The organism is Ignavibacteriales bacterium (assembly GCA_026390815.1).
Taxonomy (GTDB): Bacteria; Bacteroidota; Ignavibacteria; order Ignavibacteriales; family SURF-24; genus JAPLFH01.
Genome location: JAPLFH010000009.1, coordinates 139658 through 159807 on the forward strand (window position 1 = coordinate 139658; position 20150 = coordinate 159807).

The 20150-nt window shown below is 33.2% G+C and carries 21 protein-coding genes; 5 read left to right on the forward strand and 16 right to left on the reverse strand.

The window, feature by feature from the left end; all coding sequences use genetic code 11:
* Positions 1-158: 158 nt before the first annotated feature.
* Together NTX22_04090 and NTX22_04095 are read left to right on the forward strand one after the other, a co-directional pair.
* Positions 159-1244: an adenylate/guanylate cyclase domain-containing protein gene (locus tag NTX22_04090; GenBank protein MCX6149688.1), complete on the forward strand. Its 1086-nt coding sequence runs from the start codon at positions 159-161 to the stop codon at positions 1242-1244.
* 290 nt (positions 1245-1534) lie between these two features.
* A complete protein-coding gene (locus NTX22_04095; protein MCX6149689.1) occupies positions 1535-2047 on the forward strand; it encodes a hypothetical protein in 513 nt (170 codons plus the stop codon).
* A 294-nt stretch (positions 2048-2341) separates the two neighbouring features.
* Here the strand turns inward: NTX22_04095 and NTX22_04100 are convergent, their stop codons facing one another.
* Complete coding sequence (locus tag NTX22_04100) at positions 2342-3244, reverse strand: cysteine synthase family protein (protein ID MCX6149690.1); 903 nt, start codon at positions 3242-3244, stop codon at positions 2342-2344.
* 267 nt (positions 3245-3511) lie between these two features.
* Complete coding sequence (locus NTX22_04105) at positions 3512-5422, reverse strand: CotH kinase family protein (protein MCX6149691.1); 1911 nt, start codon at positions 5420-5422, stop codon at positions 3512-3514.
* Positions 5423-5815: 393 nt separating this feature from the next.
* On the opposite strand from NTX22_04105, the gene NTX22_04110 reads away from it, so the two are divergent.
* Complete coding sequence (locus NTX22_04110; GenBank protein ID MCX6149692.1) at positions 5816-6295, forward strand: SRPBCC domain-containing protein; 480 nt, start codon at positions 5816-5818, stop codon at positions 6293-6295.
* Between the two features lie 87 nt (positions 6296-6382).
* On the opposite strand, the gene NTX22_04115 is transcribed toward NTX22_04110, so the two are convergent.
* From NTX22_04115 to NTX22_04170, 12 genes are all read right to left on the reverse strand, one after another.
* A complete protein-coding gene (locus tag NTX22_04115) occupies positions 6383-6997 on the reverse strand; it encodes a hypothetical protein (protein ID MCX6149693.1) in 615 nt (204 codons plus the stop codon).
* A gap of 831 nt (positions 6998-7828) precedes the next feature.
* Entirely contained in the window at positions 7829-8491 is a 663-nt protein-coding gene (locus NTX22_04120; GenBank protein ID MCX6149694.1) for a DUF4395 domain-containing protein, read from the reverse strand.
* 278 nt (positions 8492-8769) lie between these two features.
* Positions 8770-9387 carry an NnrU family protein gene (locus tag NTX22_04125; GenBank protein MCX6149695.1) on the reverse strand — a complete coding sequence of 206 codons (618 nt, stop codon included), beginning with the start codon at positions 9385-9387 and terminating at the stop codon, positions 8770-8772.
* Between the two features lie 299 nt (positions 9388-9686).
* Entirely contained in the window at positions 9687-10268 is a 582-nt protein-coding gene (locus tag NTX22_04130) for a dihydrofolate reductase family protein (GenBank protein MCX6149696.1), read from the reverse strand.
* Between the two features lie 344 nt (positions 10269-10612).
* On the reverse strand, positions 10613-11257 hold the full coding sequence (locus tag NTX22_04135) for a class I SAM-dependent methyltransferase (GenBank protein ID MCX6149697.1): 645 nt from the start codon (positions 11255-11257) through the stop codon (positions 10613-10615).
* Between the two features lie 218 nt (positions 11258-11475).
* A complete protein-coding gene (locus NTX22_04140) occupies positions 11476-11802 on the reverse strand; it encodes a type II toxin-antitoxin system RelE/ParE family toxin (protein ID MCX6149698.1) in 327 nt (108 codons plus the stop codon).
* Entirely contained in the window at positions 11786-12088 is a 303-nt protein-coding gene (locus NTX22_04145) for a type II toxin-antitoxin system Phd/YefM family antitoxin (GenBank protein MCX6149699.1), read from the reverse strand. Before NTX22_04145 ends, NTX22_04140 begins: the two co-directional genes overlap by 17 nt.
* Positions 12089-12416: 328 nt before the next feature.
* Positions 12417-12587: a hypothetical protein gene (locus tag NTX22_04150; protein MCX6149700.1), complete on the reverse strand. Its 171-nt coding sequence runs from the start codon at positions 12585-12587 to the stop codon at positions 12417-12419.
* Positions 12580-12831, reverse strand: a complete 252-nt coding sequence (locus tag NTX22_04155) for a hypothetical protein (protein MCX6149701.1) — start codon at positions 12829-12831, stop codon at positions 12580-12582. Before NTX22_04155 ends, NTX22_04150 begins: the two co-directional genes overlap by 8 nt.
* 74 nt (positions 12832-12905) lie before the next feature.
* On the reverse strand, positions 12906-13037 hold the full coding sequence (locus NTX22_04160; protein ID MCX6149702.1) for a hypothetical protein: 132 nt from the start codon (positions 13035-13037) through the stop codon (positions 12906-12908).
* A gap of 124 nt (positions 13038-13161) precedes the next feature.
* The gene (locus NTX22_04165) at positions 13162-13452 is read right to left on the reverse strand and encodes a helix-turn-helix transcriptional regulator (protein MCX6149703.1); all 291 of its coding nucleotides are present in this window, start codon (positions 13450-13452) and stop codon (positions 13162-13164) included.
* Complete coding sequence (locus NTX22_04170; protein ID MCX6149704.1) at positions 13449-13799, reverse strand: type II toxin-antitoxin system RelE/ParE family toxin; 351 nt, start codon at positions 13797-13799, stop codon at positions 13449-13451. The genes NTX22_04165 and NTX22_04170 overlap by 4 nt, the downstream gene beginning before the upstream one ends.
* Before the next feature lie 367 nt (positions 13800-14166).
* Between NTX22_04170 and NTX22_04175 the strand changes: the two genes are divergently transcribed.
* Together NTX22_04175 and NTX22_04180 are read left to right on the forward strand one after the other, a co-directional pair.
* Positions 14167-15036 (forward strand): site-specific integrase, encoded by an 870-nt coding sequence (locus NTX22_04175; protein ID MCX6149705.1) that lies wholly within the window; start codon positions 14167-14169, stop codon positions 15034-15036.
* A gap of 21 nt (positions 15037-15057) precedes the next feature.
* Positions 15058-16176 (forward strand): transposase, encoded by a 1119-nt coding sequence (locus NTX22_04180; protein ID MCX6149706.1) that lies wholly within the window; start codon positions 15058-15060, stop codon positions 16174-16176.
* Between the two features lie 312 nt (positions 16177-16488).
* Here NTX22_04180 and NTX22_04185 read toward each other — a convergent pair whose 3' ends face one another.
* Together NTX22_04185 and NTX22_04190 are read right to left on the reverse strand one after the other, a co-directional pair.
* Positions 16489-17988, reverse strand: a complete 1500-nt coding sequence (locus NTX22_04185; protein MCX6149707.1) for an SIR2 family protein — start codon at positions 17986-17988, stop codon at positions 16489-16491.
* Positions 17989-18246: 258 nt separating this feature from the next.
* Positions 18247-19785, reverse strand: coding sequence for a hypothetical protein (locus NTX22_04190; GenBank protein MCX6149708.1), 1539 nt, complete (start codon positions 19783-19785; stop codon positions 18247-18249).
* Positions 19786-20150 lie beyond the last annotated feature (365 nt).

The following is a 20150-nucleotide window of genomic DNA, read 5'->3' on the forward strand; positions in this document are numbered from 1 at the left end:
TTAAAAGTAAAATATGAGGACTTATTATTACCAAATAGAGTGGGAAATATTAATACAGCCCGGCTAAATTCAGTTACATATAAAGAGTTTAACATTTATAATACATTTTCGATTATTTAACTGAAAATTTAATAGGATGATTTTAAGGATAAAAATTAATGCAAGAAATATCTCTTGATTATTTGACAAACGAAGGAACTACACTTGATTATATTCTGAATGGAATAACTGACGGTATTTACATAGTTAATAAAGAAAAGAAAATCATCTTTTGGAATAAAGGAGCACAGGAAATAACTGGTTATACTCAAAAAGAAGTACTGGGCTATAAATGCTCTGAGGATATACTTAACCATATTGATGAAAATGGTATAGCACTTTGTAAAAATGGTTGCCCTTTGCATAAAACACTTACCAACGGTAAAGTAAATAAACTTAAAATATTTCCGCTGCATAAAAATGGTAACAGGTTTCCAGTTAAGTCACATATATCTGCAATCAAAAATAAAGATGGAAATATAATTGGTGCAATTGAAGTCTTTAGAGATATTTCCCAGGAAGAAGAATTAAGAGTTTTACAGGAAAAATTTAATAACCTGATAAAAAAATATGTTTCGAGTGCAACTGTAGAAAGTGTAATGTCGCAGGTATTAAATGGAGTAAAAAGAACTTCAAAGATGCGTGATTTAACGATCCTGATCTTAGATGTTGTTCAGTTTTCCACATTTTCAGAAAAACACTCTGCAGAAGATGCTGCTGCCTTGCTAAATGAACTTTTTGGCTTGTGTGAATTAATAACTAAAGAGTACTTTGGAGACATTGATAAATTTATTGGTGATGCTATAATGGCTGTTTTTATAGATGCAAATGATGCTGTTATGGCTGCAGAAAAAATTTTAATAGCTCTTGATAGTTTAAATGAAAAAAGGGTAAGAGAAAAATTAGATTCAATTAGTGTTAGGATTGCTATAAACAGCGGGCAAGTTATTCAGGCAGAAATCGGCACGATTGAAAGAAAAGAATTAACTGTGATTGGTGGAGTTGTAAATACAGCCTCACATATAGAAAAGTTTTGTTCTCCAAATTCAATTTCAATTACAGAAGCAACATTAGCAAGGCTTAAAAATGCTTCCGTCTTTTCATTTGAAAAAAGAATACAAGTAAAAGGGAAAAAAGAACCTGTTTCTATATTTACATTTTTCCCTACTTCAATTATGAAATTTAAAAATTCAAAATCTAATTAATCTATCAATTACATTATTCTTTTAAGCGTGCGGATTTATATACTTTGATTATCCCATTTTTGTTTAATCTACGTAAATTTATCAACCAATATTTATTAAATACTAGCGTACAAATTCCGAGTTGATATTATATATACTTTATAAACCCGAAAAATATTTTGTATCTTACAACCACTTCAAACAACCAACGAACTTAAAAGGAACTTATTTTGTTAAATGAAATATAATTTTCTTTTGCATATATTAATCGTAGTTATGTAAGAAAATTTTAAAACAAACCGGTAATTAAATTGGAAAAGACCAATGACATTTTAAGAGAAAAAGCAAAAGATTCTAATTCTCTTAAAGATACAATTTCTGTTGAAACGACTGACATATCGAAAGACGAAATGTCTGGTAGACCTGCTCTAACGATAAATGAAAAAGGAGAGAAGGTTCTTGTCTTTAGCGACCCGCTATATTCCAGAGAGAAGCGAAGCGTAGTTAATTATGCAGTCTTTAAAGGTAAATGGGAATTTGAAAACATTGATGAACTTGAAGAAACTGATGAAGAAAAATGCGCTGTAAAATTTACTCCAACAGGTGATAATTCAAACATTACCATAGCATTCAAATCACTTAAAGATAGAGTTGAGTTTATGGATTCTATCTACAGCGATCATGGAATGAAGCAAATTGGTTCAGGTATAAATTTAGAATATTTAGCTAACTCAAAAGTTTTAAAAACTACTGGTGGAATTATTGGTTTGTCTTTGCTTGGATATGGATTGTATAAGTTGTTAGGAAAGGAAAAGAACGATTAAGTTTTTATAGATTTTTAATAATGATGGAACATAGAAAACAGATATTTAATAAATTAGAATCATTCTTGCGGGGAAAAAATCCTAAAGTTTTTTGGAAAATTCTTTTGCTTTATGTCTTCACGTCTAAAACTCCGATGGGGATTTCAAGTACGCTCTTTTAATTACTGCATTCGTTTTGAATAATGAGTTAAGAATAAAAGCCCGCACTCAATCGTGTTCTTTCAATACATTGCAAATTAGCTGTTGCTTTTTCTCTTGCTAAACTTGTTCATAGGATTGGGTAATACTCGGCTACTATTTTTTATAAACATCTGTACTCAGGTATTTTAAACCAGAATCTACCATCAACGTAACGATTTTAGCATCTGGACCTAATTGCTCTGCTACCCGAATTGCTGCAACTACATTTGCACCTGATGATGTACCCGCAAAGAGACCTTCCTCGCGTGCTAATCGCCTTGCCATAATTTTCGCGTCTTCTGTCTTTACTGCAATAATTTCATCCACAAGACTTGGTTCCCAAAGCGGTGGGGTATAACCAATTCCTACACCCTCTATTTTATGAGGTCCCGGTTGACCTCCTGATAATACTGAAGATTCATCTGGCTCAACGACTATCACTTTAATTTTAGGATTGTGGTTCTTCAACACAGTTGCAACTCCTCGAGATGATGCCGCAGTGCCAACACAATGAACAAATGCGTTAATTGTTCCGTTTGTTTGTTTCCAGATTTCCTCAGCCAACGGATAGTAACCTGCAATGCTATCAAGATTGTTAAGTTGGTCTGTCCAATATGTGTGGGGTCCCTTACTAATTTCTCTTGCAGCTTCTATCATATCTAAAATCAACTTCTTTGTAGTTAAGCCACCTTCGCTAGGTATGAGTGTTAGTTCAGCGCCAAAAGCTACCATCTGATTCAGTTTATCTTTACTGAAAGCATCAGAAGTTATGATATGAAGGTGGTACCCTTTGGCTACACAAATCAACGCGAGTGATATGCCTGTGCTACCTCCTGTGTACTCAACTATAACATCACCCGGTTTTAATCTGCCTTCTTCCTCCGCCCTTGTAACCATAGCTTGTGCTGTACGATCTTTCATACTGCCAGTCGGATTTTCCCATTCAAGTTTCACAAAAACCTGCGCACAGCCGGGTGGTACAACATTGCGAAGATGAACTAAAGAAGTATTTCCAATAGCTTGAAGAATGTTGAGATCAATACTAATTTTGTCTTTCTCCTTTTGTTTGAATGTATTTCTTTTCCATTTCTCCTACATTGAAACGGAACATTCATATAATCAGCCTAACACAACTATGACTGTTTTATCAAAATAATTTTTTTATAATCAGTTTTAGAAACTAATTACACTTTTAAGATCAACTTACTTTGCAAACTCCATCTAAATGAATCACGATAAGTCCGTATTGAAGAAGCAAACGCTATTAAAGAACATGTTATACAATTACTTCATTAGAATAAATTTCTTTGTATCCGTAAAATTCCCGGCTTGAATTCTGTAAAAATAAATACCGCTCGAAATATTATCTCCATTGAATTCATATTTGTAATTACCTGGTAATTTTTCTTCGTTAACCATAGTGGCTATTTCATTACCAAGTACATCGTATAACTTAATTGTAACAAAACTTGTTTTGGGAATTAAATAATTTATTGTGGTACTCGGATTAAAAGGATTAGGATAATTTTGACTCAGCTTGAATATTACTGTGGATTTAAAATCGGAACTAACTCCTGTTGTTATGCTAATTGTATATCCTGGAGAAATAGAAACAATCTTATTATTATATTTTGCCACTACTTTAAAATTATAATCGCCCTGTTTGTTTATCGTAATTTCAACTGAGTCACTCACGAGTTTAAAATTAATATTAGAATCCGCACTTCTAAATTCAACCGTTGATATATTTTTTAAGTTCGCTGCAAACAGAGAAATTGGTAGTTTTTTAGTTACGGAAGGTTCCAATTTAATTTTGGAAAAATCAACAGGCAACCATTCAACATCCGAATAATTGACAGAAAGATTTGTATCAATCCAATTGAAGCGATGAATGATCCATGCCTTTAGGTAAAGAACTTCTTCCTCGTACGATTGTCCCACAAAATATTCAGGCCATTGATATACGCCGATAATAGCCCATTGAACAAAATTTCTGGTTCTCGCCTGGTTAATATAAAGAACGGTTTTATCTATGTAATCCATCATCGCAGTCAAATTAAATACAGTCTGTTTTAATTCATTCCATCTTTTAGCCAATTTATTTCTGATTATCGGGTCGTCAAAAATTTTTTTAGTCCAAAAAGGCCAACTCCAGATTCCTTCATAAGGATTCGTTTCAGCTTCCCATCCGGATGATAACCACGCATCACCATAATCGGCAAGTCCGAACGAAAGATCGTAATCCCAAATAGGTCCAAAAACTAATTTGCCGCCTTCACTATCCCGGTTTTTATACAAGTAAGCGCTAAGACGGTAAGCATCAACTGATTTAACGAATTCATTAATTAAGAAATAATCTACTAATGCATCCACATCAATAAAATCATAGTAACCCAGGAAGGGATCGTTATATGTACTCTTTGAAAGTGATGTTTCAAATTGGGTAATATAATTTTTAATATAATCTTGTTGAACAGGTAAAATATCCTGTGCGTTTGGATAGACATATATATAACTAATCGGTGAAGGCTGTCCCGGTGTTCTGGGAAAGATAGAAGGAAATATCGAATTAAAATATTTATCACCAGGATCAATTCGATCTATTTTCATTATATACCCGCCTGTTAAAGCCTCTCCGTTTACATCAATAGCTTCGAGCTTTTTAATGTTTACTCGGTTCTTATCCCGCTTAACTTTTTCCTGGAGTATATATAGCCCCATATATTTATTATTAATTACAACTTCGCAAAATGCAGTGCGTGAGGAATATCTCCCAATATCGTTCCCAAGCTTATATGAAAGGGTGTTACGAAGAAATGTTTTATCGGTAAAAGATGCATTTAAAACCCAATCGCTTTCGGAAGGCATTCCGAGTAAACCTGCATTCACCGAATTACCCACCGAATCTATTAATTCGATTCCATACTGTTTCTTTGGGAACATCTGAGAACTATGACCACGAATTTCTATTCCGATTTTTCCATTATAAACGTTGTAAGCATCGGTTAGTTTATTAGTAATGCCTTTTCCATTATCAATTACTCCCATATCTGCAATAATTTTAGGTTCATCCTTTATTGAATGACCATGGGTATTGATAATAATTATAGGAAGGTTCGATGATTTAAAATCGACTTGCGATAACAATACCGAATTAAGAAGCACCAAAACAAAAAATAATCTGAACGATTTCATTTTCAAAAAAAAGAATTTCCTTTATCTAAATAAATATTCCATTTTATAATAAAAGCAAATTACGCTTCCGCAACTTAACTGCCAATATGGTAAAACACAATAAGATCGGAATAGTTATTTAAAATTTTCACATCTAAATTGTTTTTAGTAGAATAAATTGAGAATGCTGTGTCTGTTAGGTTACTATCTGGCTAATGGAAAAAATTTACGCATACAAGCTAAACGATTCAGACTCATTCTCTCTCCTCAACTCCAAAAGTACGTTTATTCGCATAGGCTTGTTAGAAATATTTCGTACTTGCATTTTATAAGAAAGTGATTTATAATATTTAGAGTTGCTTTTTGCCGTTATATAGTTTGTAATTCTTGTATAATCAAAATCAGAAAAAAATTATGAGTGATAATAATTTTTCAATTAGCTTTTCAGTGGATCAAAGTCCGGAAGAAGTTTTTAAGGCAATCAATAACGTTTGTGAGTGGTGGTCAGAAGCAATTGAAGGTGATACCGACAAGCTCAATGCAGAGTTTAGCTATCATTTCAAAGATATCCACCGCTGCAAAATGAAAATAATTGAGTTCATTCCCAACAAAAAAGTCGTTTGGTATGTGCTGGACAACTACTTTAATTTTACACAAGACAAAACCGAGTGGAAGGACACAAAAATCAGTTTCGAAATATCTAAAAAAGGCGATAAAACGGAAGCGCTCTTCACTCATATTGGCTTAGTTCCCCAATATGAATGCTACAAAATTTGCTCAGACGGATGGAGCACTTATATTAACAGCAGTTTGCGCAATCTGATTACGACAGGTAAAGGGCAGCCCAACATTGGGGAAGCCATTACCGATAGTGAGCGGCACTTAGTTAAATAAAAAACCAAACCCGAATAATTCACAACGACCTATTGAAGTAGTGGTTGAGCGAGAGGATGGTTAGGCGCTCCCAAACTAAATACAAGTTCATGAACTGACACGTGTATTAAAATATTTATACGCTAACACGACGGACCAGAATGTGAGCCACCATTGAAGAATAAGTAAGAAAATGCCTCCACCCAAAATGACTCCAATGATCATTGCGGGTGTAATTTGGAGACCGAACATTCCTTGCAGATCGGAAGTTGTAGAGAAACTGACCAGAGCAATTGTGGCTGATGCAGCACAAATAAATGCGAGAACACTTGTAGTGAAAATAGCAGAATTTCGTGCGGCTTTTTTCATACGAATGGAATCAGCGCCTTTATAAATCAGCCATCCACCGATGAAAAAACCTGCTGGCAATGCAAGTGCAACATTGAAAACCGGAACCCCCATAAAGAATCCGAACATTCCAAAAGAATAGAAAAGATAAATCATCATCCAAACAATCGGTTTCATCGAATAAGCAGTTTGAATCCACATTTTTAGAAAAAGAATATCGATAATTACTCCAACAAAAGAACCAGCAAGAGCGAATAGAATTATCCTCGATTCAGGAACAAAGGGAATACTGATCCACCACCCCGCGAGAAAACAAATAATGATTGGTACTGCACCCAATAAAAAACCAATTGTTAATATTTCAATCTTTCGCATTCTATGTCTTATTCTAAAAAAATTAAATCCAATAATGTTGGAACGCCTAACAACGTGCTATGTTAAAATATAACACTATCAAATAAAATATTTAAGGATCTTCGTTATATCTTACTTTTGAAAATTAAAATTATTTCAAAGTAAATGTCCTCATACCCAAAAAATGAATCTCATATTCTCTAATAATCGGGTTATCTCATGGTAATTTATCCTTAAGCCCGTTTTTGTAGCAACGTCAAATTTTAATAAACGATTGTCAAGCAAAAATATTTTTCTCTTTGACTTCCCCGTACTCTTGATTATTTCTATTTTTTAGATTGTTAAATGGCATACGCTGCATTTTTAATTTGTTCTTCTATTTAAGAGATAGGCTGCAATCGCTCCAGAAATTGTCATTGCAGTTACACTACAAGCATAATCAACAAATACAATTGTTTGTGAAAAAAAGTTGGATGAAGCATATAATCCAAAGTTAACGGAACCCCAAAAGAGGATTGCTATTATAAATCCATACTTTAGACCAGAAGCAAAGGTTGTTGCACCAGACCATTTAATTATTGTTGTTATTAAACCCGAAATAAGAAATTATTTCTTCATATTAAGTTTCAAATATCTACAAAAATATTTTCAGCATTATAACAACTTTATACCCAAACCCAACACAACAATGCCACTTTATTGATTAACTATTTATCTAAAACAATCATTCAATTACAATCTACACCGGACAACAAAACCGAAACGGTACTACAAAACTTTGAAACTTCTCAAATGCCAATATTAAAACGCTTTCGGTTTGATGCACTTGATAGAAGCTGTTTGATCTTTAATTTATTTTTCTTGAGTAGAACTTTCAATTCCAAACAAGTCATATGGTTTTTTACTAAAATTATCATTAAATAAAAATACTGCGACGAAAATGTATACAATGAATCCAAAAACAATAAGTATCTGAACCCTGGATGTTTTTTGAATATCTTGTTTTGATTTTACATCACAAACTTTACCAGGGCAGTGTTGAGCTTTTTCTTTATAAATAATCGAATAAAATTTACAACCTAAACAAATTCCAAAAGCTGTTTCAAAAAATAAGAATATCAGACAAATTAGACAGCCTAGACCAGTTATTGGGCTGTATGCATTTACTACCACTAAATGAATGAATATTATGGATGCCAAAACTATACCTATTATCCAGGCGAATTTTTTTTGTTGAGCACCAACATATTCTGGAACTTGATTCCTAACAATCAATCGCCCAATTATTAAGGAAGGAGAAAATTTTGGATTAATAAAAACACGTATTACAATATCTGTAAGGAATATCGTTATTGCATACTTTATCATTAAAAAATCCCCTTTTAGAGCCGCTAACATTATTGAGGTAAACATAATTACAAATAATATTCCGGCTGCTGCTCTTATTTTCCGTTCATTTAAAACAGGTATGTTATATCCTTCAACTTCTTCTCCAAATTTTATAATTTTATTCATTCTACATTCCTTTTTTTTCTTATGTATGACGAATAGATATATGATTTAGTTACATTAAAGTGTTAAACTTTTTTAGTAGCATAAAACATAGTGCCGGTAAGCGGCACCCCAGAACAAGGATGCCGGATAACTGCAACTACTTTTTATTTATAAAAATGGTTTCTTAGAACTAACTACCTTAAAGAGCATCTTAACTTTGCAAACAACATTATATAATTGCACAAATGCCACACTGGAAAAAAGCTGTCCGTGTTGAGCGAGCGGCTTGTTAAAACACATTATGGTATGTGCATATTACTTTTTTTTGTAAATGGGATTAACATCGGCACTTCTTTTTGATACTTCAGATAAGCATCACCAAATTCTAAAACTAATTTATTCTCCTCAAGCAAGGTGCCAATGATGACATAGATTGTTAATATAGCGTTCACTATTATATCAATCTTTTTAAAGGTTTGACTCCATAAATAAATTATAAGACATAAATACATTGGATGTCTTATCACACCTAAAAGTCCATTCTTTTTTATTTCCTCAGAAGGATTTGCTTTTTTTAATTTTCCAATATTTAGTATTTGACGGATTCCGAAAAACGAAAGAGAATCATAGTTGAAGAAAAATGCCCAAAAGAATATTAGTAATGAACCATACATCAATATATACCGTATTATTGACCAAGGGGAGCTGTATGATATTATAATTTCATTATCATACTTTGAAGTATAATTGATTAGTAAAACAAGCAAGACTAAAGAAATCAACACATAAAAAAGTCTGTAAAAAGCATAAAAGTTCTTTAATAAGCGAGTAATAATATTTGTAAACTTTATGCTAATTAAAAAGCTATGCAGAGCGCAGTATCCAATCCACATTAAAGAGAGAATTAAATATTTCATCACTTGCCTCAATCTTTTATAGTATTATTTTCTTGTGTTCTAACGGCGTAGTTACTAAACCGCTACCCAGAACAGGAAACTTGTTTAGCACACAAATGCCGATAATGTTAAATTAATTTTTTAATAAACAATTTTGAACAAGACTGCCAAAACGGAGCAACTACCTTTAAAATTGCACAATAGCCGAGTGCGAAAACGCAGTTAGCTTGCACCGCTTATTAGACACGCCCTTTATATTACTTTTTTTACTTTTATTTTTTTTGTTAATAAACTCTGAAATTTTTCTACGGCGCGAAAATTCATAAACTTCCGGTTGTGATTGCACCTGCATGCTCGTAATTCACAACAATGACGCCATTCGATGTTACTTTGTTTTCCGTTACCTTGAACGCTGCTGGGATCGTGCCATCGGCAAACAACCGTTTTCCAACACCCAACGTTATTGGATATATCATCAGCCAGAACGCATCTACCAAATCATGCTTGATAAGCGTCTGAATGAGATTACCACTTCCCCAAACGTGCAAATCCGGTCCTTGCTGTTGCTTGATTTCGGCGACTTTTTCTGCAATATCTCCGTTTAAAAACACGGACGGCTGCCATTCGCTAAACGTCATGGTATTCGATGCGACGTACTTGGTCGCCGTGTTAACGCCCAACCAGGCGTCCGCATGTTGAGGCCAGAACGGTGTCCAAATTTCAAAGGTTTTACGCCCTAACAATAGGTCGAACGGCATGTTCATCTGCCTTCTCAGGACCGTTCCAAGAATCGCGTCGGAATATGGTGCTATCCACCCACCATACGCGAAGCCTCCGCTGGTATCTTCGTCTGGCCCGCCTGGGGCTTGTATGACACCATCAAGGGAAATATGTTCAAGCACAATAACTTTTCTAATGACTGAGTTCTCCTCAAATATATATTTTTATTCAATCTTTAAATATAAATTTATAGTTGCATAATAAAATGTACAAGGTGTAAGTACGACAAAATTAATCGCTAATTACGACAACATAGAATTTTCGTTTTATAAGTAATTCATTAATTGTATATTGGAAATAACTAAGTGCCTGACGGCGTTGGAACTAAACCGCTGCCGCACGGATTACGCTACCAATGTTACATTTTATTGTTTATGTTATTTAGTTACTTCCTACTTTCAAAAAAAACTACCAAGCTAAACTGCAAATGTTACGACCGGCTACAGCAATCGGTTTTGAATGCTGGTTAGCCCAAATGTTGAGCAGTGAGTACAAGATAATTACCTCGCTTGTCAGAACCTGATTTAAGCAATCCCGGTTTAAATCCTTGTGCTATGAGAGCAACCTTTAGTTCATCAGTTGAATAAGGTATAAATCCGCATTTATCTAATCCTGCTCCACTTACGTCTTTACCTGCTGTGTATCCAATTACCAACTCGCCACCAGACTTAATAACTCGAAACAACTCCGCAAAACATCTATCAAGATCGGACCAGAAGTAAATAGTATTCACAGTGCAAGCTTTATTAAAATTTGCATCAGGAAATGGTAATGACTCAACGGTTCCTTGCTTAATCTCTAGACGACCAGTCTTGATCAAATCTCGAAATCGTTCTCTGCTATTTGTTACCATCTCTTCAGAGAGTTCAAGACCAGCAACAAATCCATCCGACGCCTTCTGAACTATTTTCTCAAGCAAAGCTCCACCACCAAATCCTATCTCAAGTACACGATCTGTTCGCTGAACGGTCATTTGGTTAAGCACCATTGTATTATGAGAAGATGTTGTGCGATTTAGAAGACGTCCCATTACATATTTCCCAAGGAAACCTGAAGGATGAGCCAATTGCTTCGATAAAAATTGTTTGGCTAAGAATTGAGGTAACTTCATTACAAGCTCCTTCGTACGGGCTAACGATTTTGCAACTAAACCGCTGTACCGAACAACAATGCAGGTTGATTTAGTTAATAAAAAAAACTCTTTATAGGCTTATTGAACAGAACTACAAAAACAAGAACCTAAAATGAAAAAGCTATAACCGGAAATCTGAGAAAACCCGAACCGTATAAGCAGTCAATTTGAAACGCTGGTTATTTGGCAAATATAAATTAACCTCTTATTAATCTTTCTTGTAATAATTTTTGAATATCTCTTCGACCATCCAAAATACAATATATAAACACTTCTTCTTTTACTATTTGATAAATGATTCTGTAAGGTTTGTAATAGACTTCTAAAAAGTTTTCTAATTCCAATAATCTTAACTCTGGGGGAACATGACCTCTCTTTGGAATTTCTTGAAGAGCCAAACATTTTTGATATAGTTTATCAAATAATCTTTCTGCATTTTCTTCAGAATCATTTAAATAAACATATTTATAGATTTCAAACAAGTCGTTCTCACCATCGGAAACAAAATTAACTTTGAATTTCATTTCTACTTCTCTTAAACTCATTAATTTTTTTTCTGACATCTTTGAAAGTTTTATCAAGAGGTTTGTAATTTCTTTGTTTCAGATTCTTTCCGCTCAAAGCCAATATTTTCAAAAGAGCCAGTGCTTCTTGAGTTTGCTCAAATATTTTTACATCTTGAATTATAACCTTGGCTTCACCATTATGAGTAATCACCATAGTTCTTTGATTTTCAGCAATATCACGAATTACTTCAGATGCGTGAGTTTTCAAATAGCTGATTGATTTTATTGATTCACTAAACTTCATTTTCTATCTCAGTTTGTTTGACTAAAATATAGTCTTTATTTAAGTCTACTTCAATAGATAATATCTGATAAATTTATTGCCATATAACGACTTTGCAACTAAAGCGCCGCCCCCAAACAGGCATACCGCTTAAAAAGCAACTGCTAATAATTATTAAATATTTTATTAAACAGAACTACTTTACACAAGCAACATTATACATAAGAGCAAGCCAATAATTACATAAATGCCAAAAGCGAATACGGCGCCCGCCTTGATTGGCTGGTTATATGGCTTTTACTATTTTAATTTCGTATCTAAACTTTTAAGAAACTCTTCCGCTGTCAAATTATACTTTTGTCTTTACCTTTTTTAATAATTTCCTTTGTTGTTCGCGTAATTCTCGTGTCTGAACTCTCCAATATTCTAATTCTTCCTCTCTTGATAATTTTGATAATTTTTTCTGAATTATTCTGGCTGCTCTATGTTTCATATCTACACAATCGAATTTTTTATTCATAACTAATCACCTCCAATGGAGAATATATTGATATTTGTTGATAACCTTCTGATATATTTATTGCATTGTATAAAGCTATTTTTTCAAAATGAACTATATGCTTGAAATTCCAACTCACTATTATTGAGCATCCAGATATTGTTGCCAATGCTACGTGGAGTGCATCATTTGAATATTTTTTTGAAATAATCTTAGCATTCAAATAGGCATCTCTTAGTTTTAATGCTTCATCCGAAATATCCATTATTTTTGTCCGTGGGAGATTTTCAGCATAAAAATCTTGCACTTGTTGGGGAGCCAAAGATATTTCATTTCTGACTATCGGGAAATGAATATTTCAAAAAGATTTAATTTAACTTGCTCAAAGAAGATTGAACTTGCCTTTTTAAATTCATCGTCAAAGACACCACCAAACACCGAAGTATCTACATAAACTCTAATTTTCTTCATAATGATTTATCCTTATTTACAACTTTAAATTAAGCAAAAGACAATACAATTACAGTAACTGCCAAAAGTATAACGGCGTTGCACCTTGATTGGCTGGTTATAAGTGTGGAATTAAGAAAGGATTTTACGTAATAGAAATATTTAATCTTTTCCTAAGACCAAGTTCTATTATCCTATAAAAAGTTGAAATCTGTATATCGCTTTTACCAGCTTCTATTCTTGAAATATAACTTTTCTTAGTCCCAGTTTTTTCTGCAAGCTGCTCTTGTGTCAACTTTGCCTTCGTTCTTTCTTTTCTGAGCATTTCACCTAAACGGAATGATATTGAATCAGCTTCGAATTTATCTCGCCGTTCACTTCCTTTTTTACCGTATTGTTTATCTAAATGCTCTTCGTATGTAGTTATCTTTTTCATTTTCTGTTCCTTTCAGCCTTTTCTAAGAAATATTCTTCTTTCAATTTTATTCCTAATTCTAATTCATTCTTCGGTGTTTTGTTTGTCTTCTTAATAAAACCATTTATTAGAATTATCAAATTACCTTCATCAAAAAACCCGAAAATTCTAATATTATTCTTGTGTATTAAAACTCTTACTTCATATAAACCATCAGTTCCTTCCAAATACTTTAGAAATTTGATAGGAACTCTCTCGACGTTTCTAATTAGATCAAGAACAAAGTCAATCTTTTCTTTTGTTTTTAGCTCTTGCTTAGAATAGAAGTCTAAAAAGTAATCACCGAAGAATAATATTTTTCTTTTCACACCGTAAGATAACTAATTAGTGAACTACTTCAAATGCAATTTTTCCAAAGAACAACACTTATAACGATGTTGCCGATAAGCGGCGTCCCAGAACAGGAACGCCGCACAAAAACAACTGCCAATAATTTAAAAACATTTTTTTAACAGAACTACTTTACAAGTCACGCTACACGGAAGAACAAATACAATAATTACTAAAATGCCGGAAGCGAAAACGGCGTCTGCTTGATTGGCTGGTTGAACTAAGCCGCAAAGCGGCAGCGCGTAAGACCTGCATAATCATTTGCAAATTACAATTTAATTTATCAATTCGATATATCTCAATCAACATATTTTAACATTTAGCAACTATTAACGGAGGTATATCATGGAATATTTAATCCAGCGTATGCTCGAAAATATGCAGCTCTTCGGGTTATCCGCTCGTACTCAGGAAACTTATATATATCGCATAAGGAAATTATTTCAATACTTCAACAAACCACCGGACCAAATTTCCAATGAAGAATTAAGAAATTATTTTCTTTATCTGAAGAATGAAAAAAAATATTCAAGGAATACTCAAACTATAGCTCTTTGCTCATTGAAGTTCTTCTATGAAAGAACACTGAATAAAAGTTTTGATGTATTCAACATAATCCGTTTACCAAAAGAAAGCAAACTACCGGTTGTACTTACAAGAGAAGAAGTAAAAAAAATATTAAAAAATATACGGGTATTACGCCACAGAGTTTGTCTTACTCTAATCTATTCCTGCGGACTTAGGCTGAAAGAAGCTATCGGCTTAAGAGTAAATCAGGTAGACAGTAAAAGGATGTTGCTTCATATACAACAGGCAAAGGGGAGAGTTGACAGATACGTGCCTCTGCCGGAAACAACCCTCATATTATTAAGATCCCATTATAAAACTCACAAAAATCCTATCCTCGTATTTCCCGCTCCGGGACGTGGCGGAATCCACGAATCTACTTCAACAGAACCACTGCCGGACAGCAGTATTCAAACTGTCTTTAAGAAATCCCTTAGAGAAGTTGGAATAATTAAGGATGCTCATGTTCATACTTTAAGGCATTCATACGCAACGCATCTTTTAGAAGCCGGTACCGATATTAGAATTATTCAGGATTATCTTGGGCATAAATCAATAAGAACTACAATGATTTACACTCAGCTTACTCCTCTTATTAGAAATAATGTTTATAAACGAATCAATTCTCTTATGAGCGGTCTCATATAGCCGTATAATGATATAGCCACAATGGTAGAATTGTCGGAAATATTCAGAAATTATTCTAATTCATATTTAGGCAGGTACTCAGATCATATCCTTCCTTCGCATAGAAAAGCAATAGCCGATATTATTAAATGCCGTTCTCCGGTTATGGGTGGTAAGGTTTATTTATGTGATGAATGTAAAGAATATCATTATAGTTATTACTCATGCGGTAACCGTAACTGCAATAAGTGCCAGAATGATCTTGCCGATAAATGGTTTGAAAAAAACAGTGAGCTGTTATTACCTGCTAATTACTTTATGATCACTTTCACTCTTCCCGGTCTTTTAAGAAAGCTGGCTCGAAGCAATCAAAAACTGTTTTATAATCTGTTATTTTCCTGTTCATCAAAAACAATTTATAAATTATCTCTGGATTATATTGGCGGTTTGCCTGGTATGATTGGCATTATTCATACGTGGGCAAGGAATTTAGCTTACCATCCTCACGTACATTATATCGTTACCGGCGGAGGATTATTAAATGATAAAAGCAGGTGGGTTAAATCAAGCGGCAAATTTTTATTTCCGGTAAAGGCACTTTCAATTATCTTCAAAGCAAAATTCCGCGATGAACTTAAAAAAGCGAATCCATTATTATTCTATCAAGTCCCTTCAAAAGTATGGAGGGACGATTGGGTTGTTAACTCTATTCCTGTAGGTACAGGCAATGCCGCATTAAAATATCTTGCTCCATATGTTTTTCGTCCTGCCATTAGTAACAACAGAATATTAAAACTTGAAAACGGTAAGGTTACTTTTAAGTACAAGGAGTCTAAAACTAAATTATGGAAAACAATCACTTTACTCGCAGAAGAATTTATGCGTTGTTATCTCCAGCATGTATTACCTAAGAGTTTTGTTAAAGTACGTTACTATGGCTTATTTGCTTCCAAAAATAAAATGATGCTTCATAAAGCCAATAATATTTTATCCGGTAATTCAGTAAAAACTAAAATTAAATGCGAACCTAAAAAAACAAAATCATTTAAATGTCCGGTTTGCGGAAAGGATATGACATTATTTATGATAATCCCAAGAGGAACATCGTATAGTAATAAAGCTCCGCCGGTTTATCCGTCTGCTGGTATTATGGTTTTATAATGTTTATGCCAAAAGCTATTATTTGTGGCAAATGAAATCTTATACTCTTATCTTTATTACATTACTGGAAAGGGAAATATGAATTGTAGAAATGATTGCCTGAATTCAAAAAAAAGTATCACCACAGATTGAAAACTCAATCTTACTATACTAAACGAACACCATCCCATTAAAAATAATTTATCCAAATTACAAATAGTCCCATAAGTCGCTTTACGCCTGCCCACCGAAACGTAGTGCAGGAGGGGCTTAGCCCAACACCGGATTAAAACTCGGCAAGCTTCGTTTTAATCCTTTATAACGTTATATTTTTTAACTATATGGTTTCTTAAATTTTTTAGGCATCATCGTAATCATTGAATCCATAATCTTCTTCCCGACATTTTTGCTAATAAATAAATCTTTCGTTCTATCCGCATAATTCAACGGATTTTCATATGTTGTTTTTTCTCGTTGGTAAGCGTAATTAAACTGTTCTTCAATATATGTTCTAATTTCTGTTGGTAATTCACTACGAGAAGGGAAATGAATGCTTATATAGTTAACAAAATGATAAAAATATTCATTAAGTGGTTTACCCCATTCACGCAAATATTCAATTGCCATAGCTGCGGCAATAATATTTACATTTTCATCTAGTCCTTTTAAGGTTGGACGATAACTGCGCATAGTGTGGTTATTTTCTTTAGAATAAATAGAAATCGCAAAAGCACAAGCCAAGCAATCAAGTTGAAATTGTATATTCCTTAAATGCAAATTAAATAATGCTCCAGATACATCTGACAAATGTTCATCGGAAGTTAAGCGTTTGCATATAGTTTTAAAATATTCTGCAACTTGATGTTCATTTGTTTCTTGAATATGCCTTCCATCAAAAGTGTGTCTAAAAGCGTTTATTGCAATATTAACAGGTTCATTATTAATTGTGTTGTTAAGTGCATCAATCTCAACTTTTGATACAAAAGAAAGACTATTAGGGAAATGCGGTCTGAATAAATCTTCTAGTTCATTTTCCCCTTTTAACTTCATTACATTGGAAGCTAATTCAGAAAGAAACATAGTAAACGAATTTTCATAATCATATTTGTTTTCAAATTCTTCAACACAGTTTATTGGGATAATTCCGTATTCTTCTTTCAATATTTTTTCAAAATCTTTATTGGGTTCATATTGTATCAAATAACTTTTAGGAAGTTGCCCACTAAAGATTTCTAATAATTCCTTAAACAATAGTTGAATATTAGGGTCACGAAAAGAATACCCTACAAAAACAATTGATTTTGATAAGACATCACTTTTTAACCTAATGTCAAGGGGATTACTTGGATTCTTGATCCTACTACTATAATCAGTATTTGTAAAAACTACTGTATCTGGTTCCTTTGAATCCCCGTGAAATTTATAATAGTTAGGGAAAGAAGGAGTTAAATTAGCAATCCCATTAATGTCATAAATAATATTAATTGGTCTTCCATATTTCTCATAACATTTCTCTAAAACATTGTCTTGGTTGGTTGAATAAATTGATGGAATATCTAGACTCATAATGTGAACATAAATCTCACCTTTTTCATCATCGAATTTATCAATTATAAGTTTTTTGTTAAGAAATTCGCACAAAGTATTTTTGCCATATTTATTTACGTATTCTTCAGCAACTTGTAAATGATTTGATGAAGTAGAAGATGTTTTATATATCATTTCATCACGTATCTTATCCCAATCAACTGATAAATGCTTAAATGAGCAACCAGCACCTAAAAACGGGACTACTTTATGTTGAGCTATTAAATCTGATATTTCTTTTAACATAAACTCTCTACTCTTTTTTCAAAAAAACATAACGGCGTTGCCGATAAGCGGCGCCCCAGAACAGCGATGCCACTTTAAAAACAACTGCCGTTAATTTAGCAAACTGTGCTTAACTTTAATCGTAAGCGCAGTTTGCAACAATGTTATTTAATAGAACTACCTTTAACAAGTTAGCCAAAACGTAACGACTAACACCAAAATTTATAAAATGCCTAATGCGAAAACGGCGTCCGCTTGATTGGCTTGTTAGTTTGCGTCTTAGTTTTTATTAATACCAAGTACCCATTCAGTTGAAAATCCTTTATCGGCATACAACTTTTTAGTATAATCAGCTTTTTTATTTCCAAGAACAACATCAATGTTTGTATCTCTTTCAAGCCATATTTTATTGTTAAACATTTTTTCAACAAATAATTCTATAACATTCCATTTTTCATTCGGAATGTTTCTAAAAAATATTTGTTTTGATTCATCAGGTCTGACTAAGTCTAATTTATTAAAGACGATATCCCTTAACATTGGGAACCATACCATAATTGCACCGGGTCTAAATATTCGTTCAGCTTTTTTATGCTCTTCATCAGATGCGTTTGGATTCCATTTATTAATTAGAATTTTATCTGCAAGAATATTCAGAAGCCTAATATTATTTTCTATTTCTTGATTTCTAAAATCTTCTTTAGAGTCGATTTCAACATCCAGAGGCGGGGAAGTCAAAAAATATCTAAAATAATATTTATTCATAGAATCCCAACTTATTGCATATTGTTTACCAGTTTTATTCTCCGGAGCAATAAATTGAGAAAATTTATTTTCTTCATTCGATAAAATTGATGTTATTAAAAATGCTTGAATTTGTTTATCAGGTTTTTCGTCTGACTTGTCATCCGCGTATTTTATAAAATGACAGAATCCTTTTTCTGATTTCTTGTCTGCGGTTTCAATATATTTTTGCCAATTTGCACCATATAATTGAGCGAGTTTATCAGCTAATATTGAAGAATAGAAACGGAGTTGTTTCAATTTATCGTGTGCAACTAAATTAGTTCTCATCAACCAAGTTACTTCGGGTTCTATATAAATTTTCACTTCAATTCTTTCAGCTCCAGCCCAGATTTTTGCGGCTGCTTTATGCTGTCCATCAAAAATTAAAACTGATGAATCCCCATTAAGTCTACCGATTGAAGGTTGAAGTTGAGTATTTACTCTCAAGTGTCTATAAAGATTCCATAAATGTTCTTTCATTATTGGACGTGGTTGAAGTTCAAGTTCTGATTCTTCTTTACCATCATTTAATATATTTCTAACCGGAATCATTGCATAAAAATAATTCATCCCACTTATTGGGCATTTAAAAACTCGATATGTTTCCTTCATAGGAAGTTTTAATTTGTCCTTATCATTGAATATTTTCAAATCAACTGATTCTTTGGTAGAATCAAAATCATATAATACAGGGAATCCATAATTATCATTCAACTTTACACTTAGAATTTCATTCAATTTTAGTTGCTCACCTTTGTCATCTTTTGCTTCAAATAATTTATCCATTTCAAGTTTATCCCGGTATTCGGACAACGACATATCTTTCTTAGCAAGATTATGTTTTCTGCAAACTGGGGCAATATTATCTGGGGAGTTATCTTCTGTCTTGACAAATGGAATTATATGGTCATATTGGATTTCTTTTTCATCTAGGATTGGCTCGTTGTCAATAAAACATTTCACATAACCTTTTTTATCTCGATAAGCATTTTTTACTTTTTCTTTTTCTGAATCTGTTATCTGTCTTTTCATAATACCTCGATATTTTATTTAGCAAACTAACGACGTTGCGGGTAAGCTGTCCGCCCTGCACAACAATGCCGCTTTTATTAAACAATTTATTAATTAGAACAAACCTTCATTTACAAACTACACCGAACAAGAATGCTTGCACGGTAGAACCAACATTTCAATTACTCATATTCCGCGAGCGTACTCGCGGTCAGCTTGACCCGCTGGTTAGGCTTTATTATTTAATTAATAACTCACCTTACGCAACCCGATGCGTATAGTTATATTTTTTAGAATTTCATAGCGAAAGAAACTTTGAGATTTTCCAGTTGATTAAAAGCTGCACGATTTGCAGTAAGATACAATTTAGCTCGCAATGCTGTTGG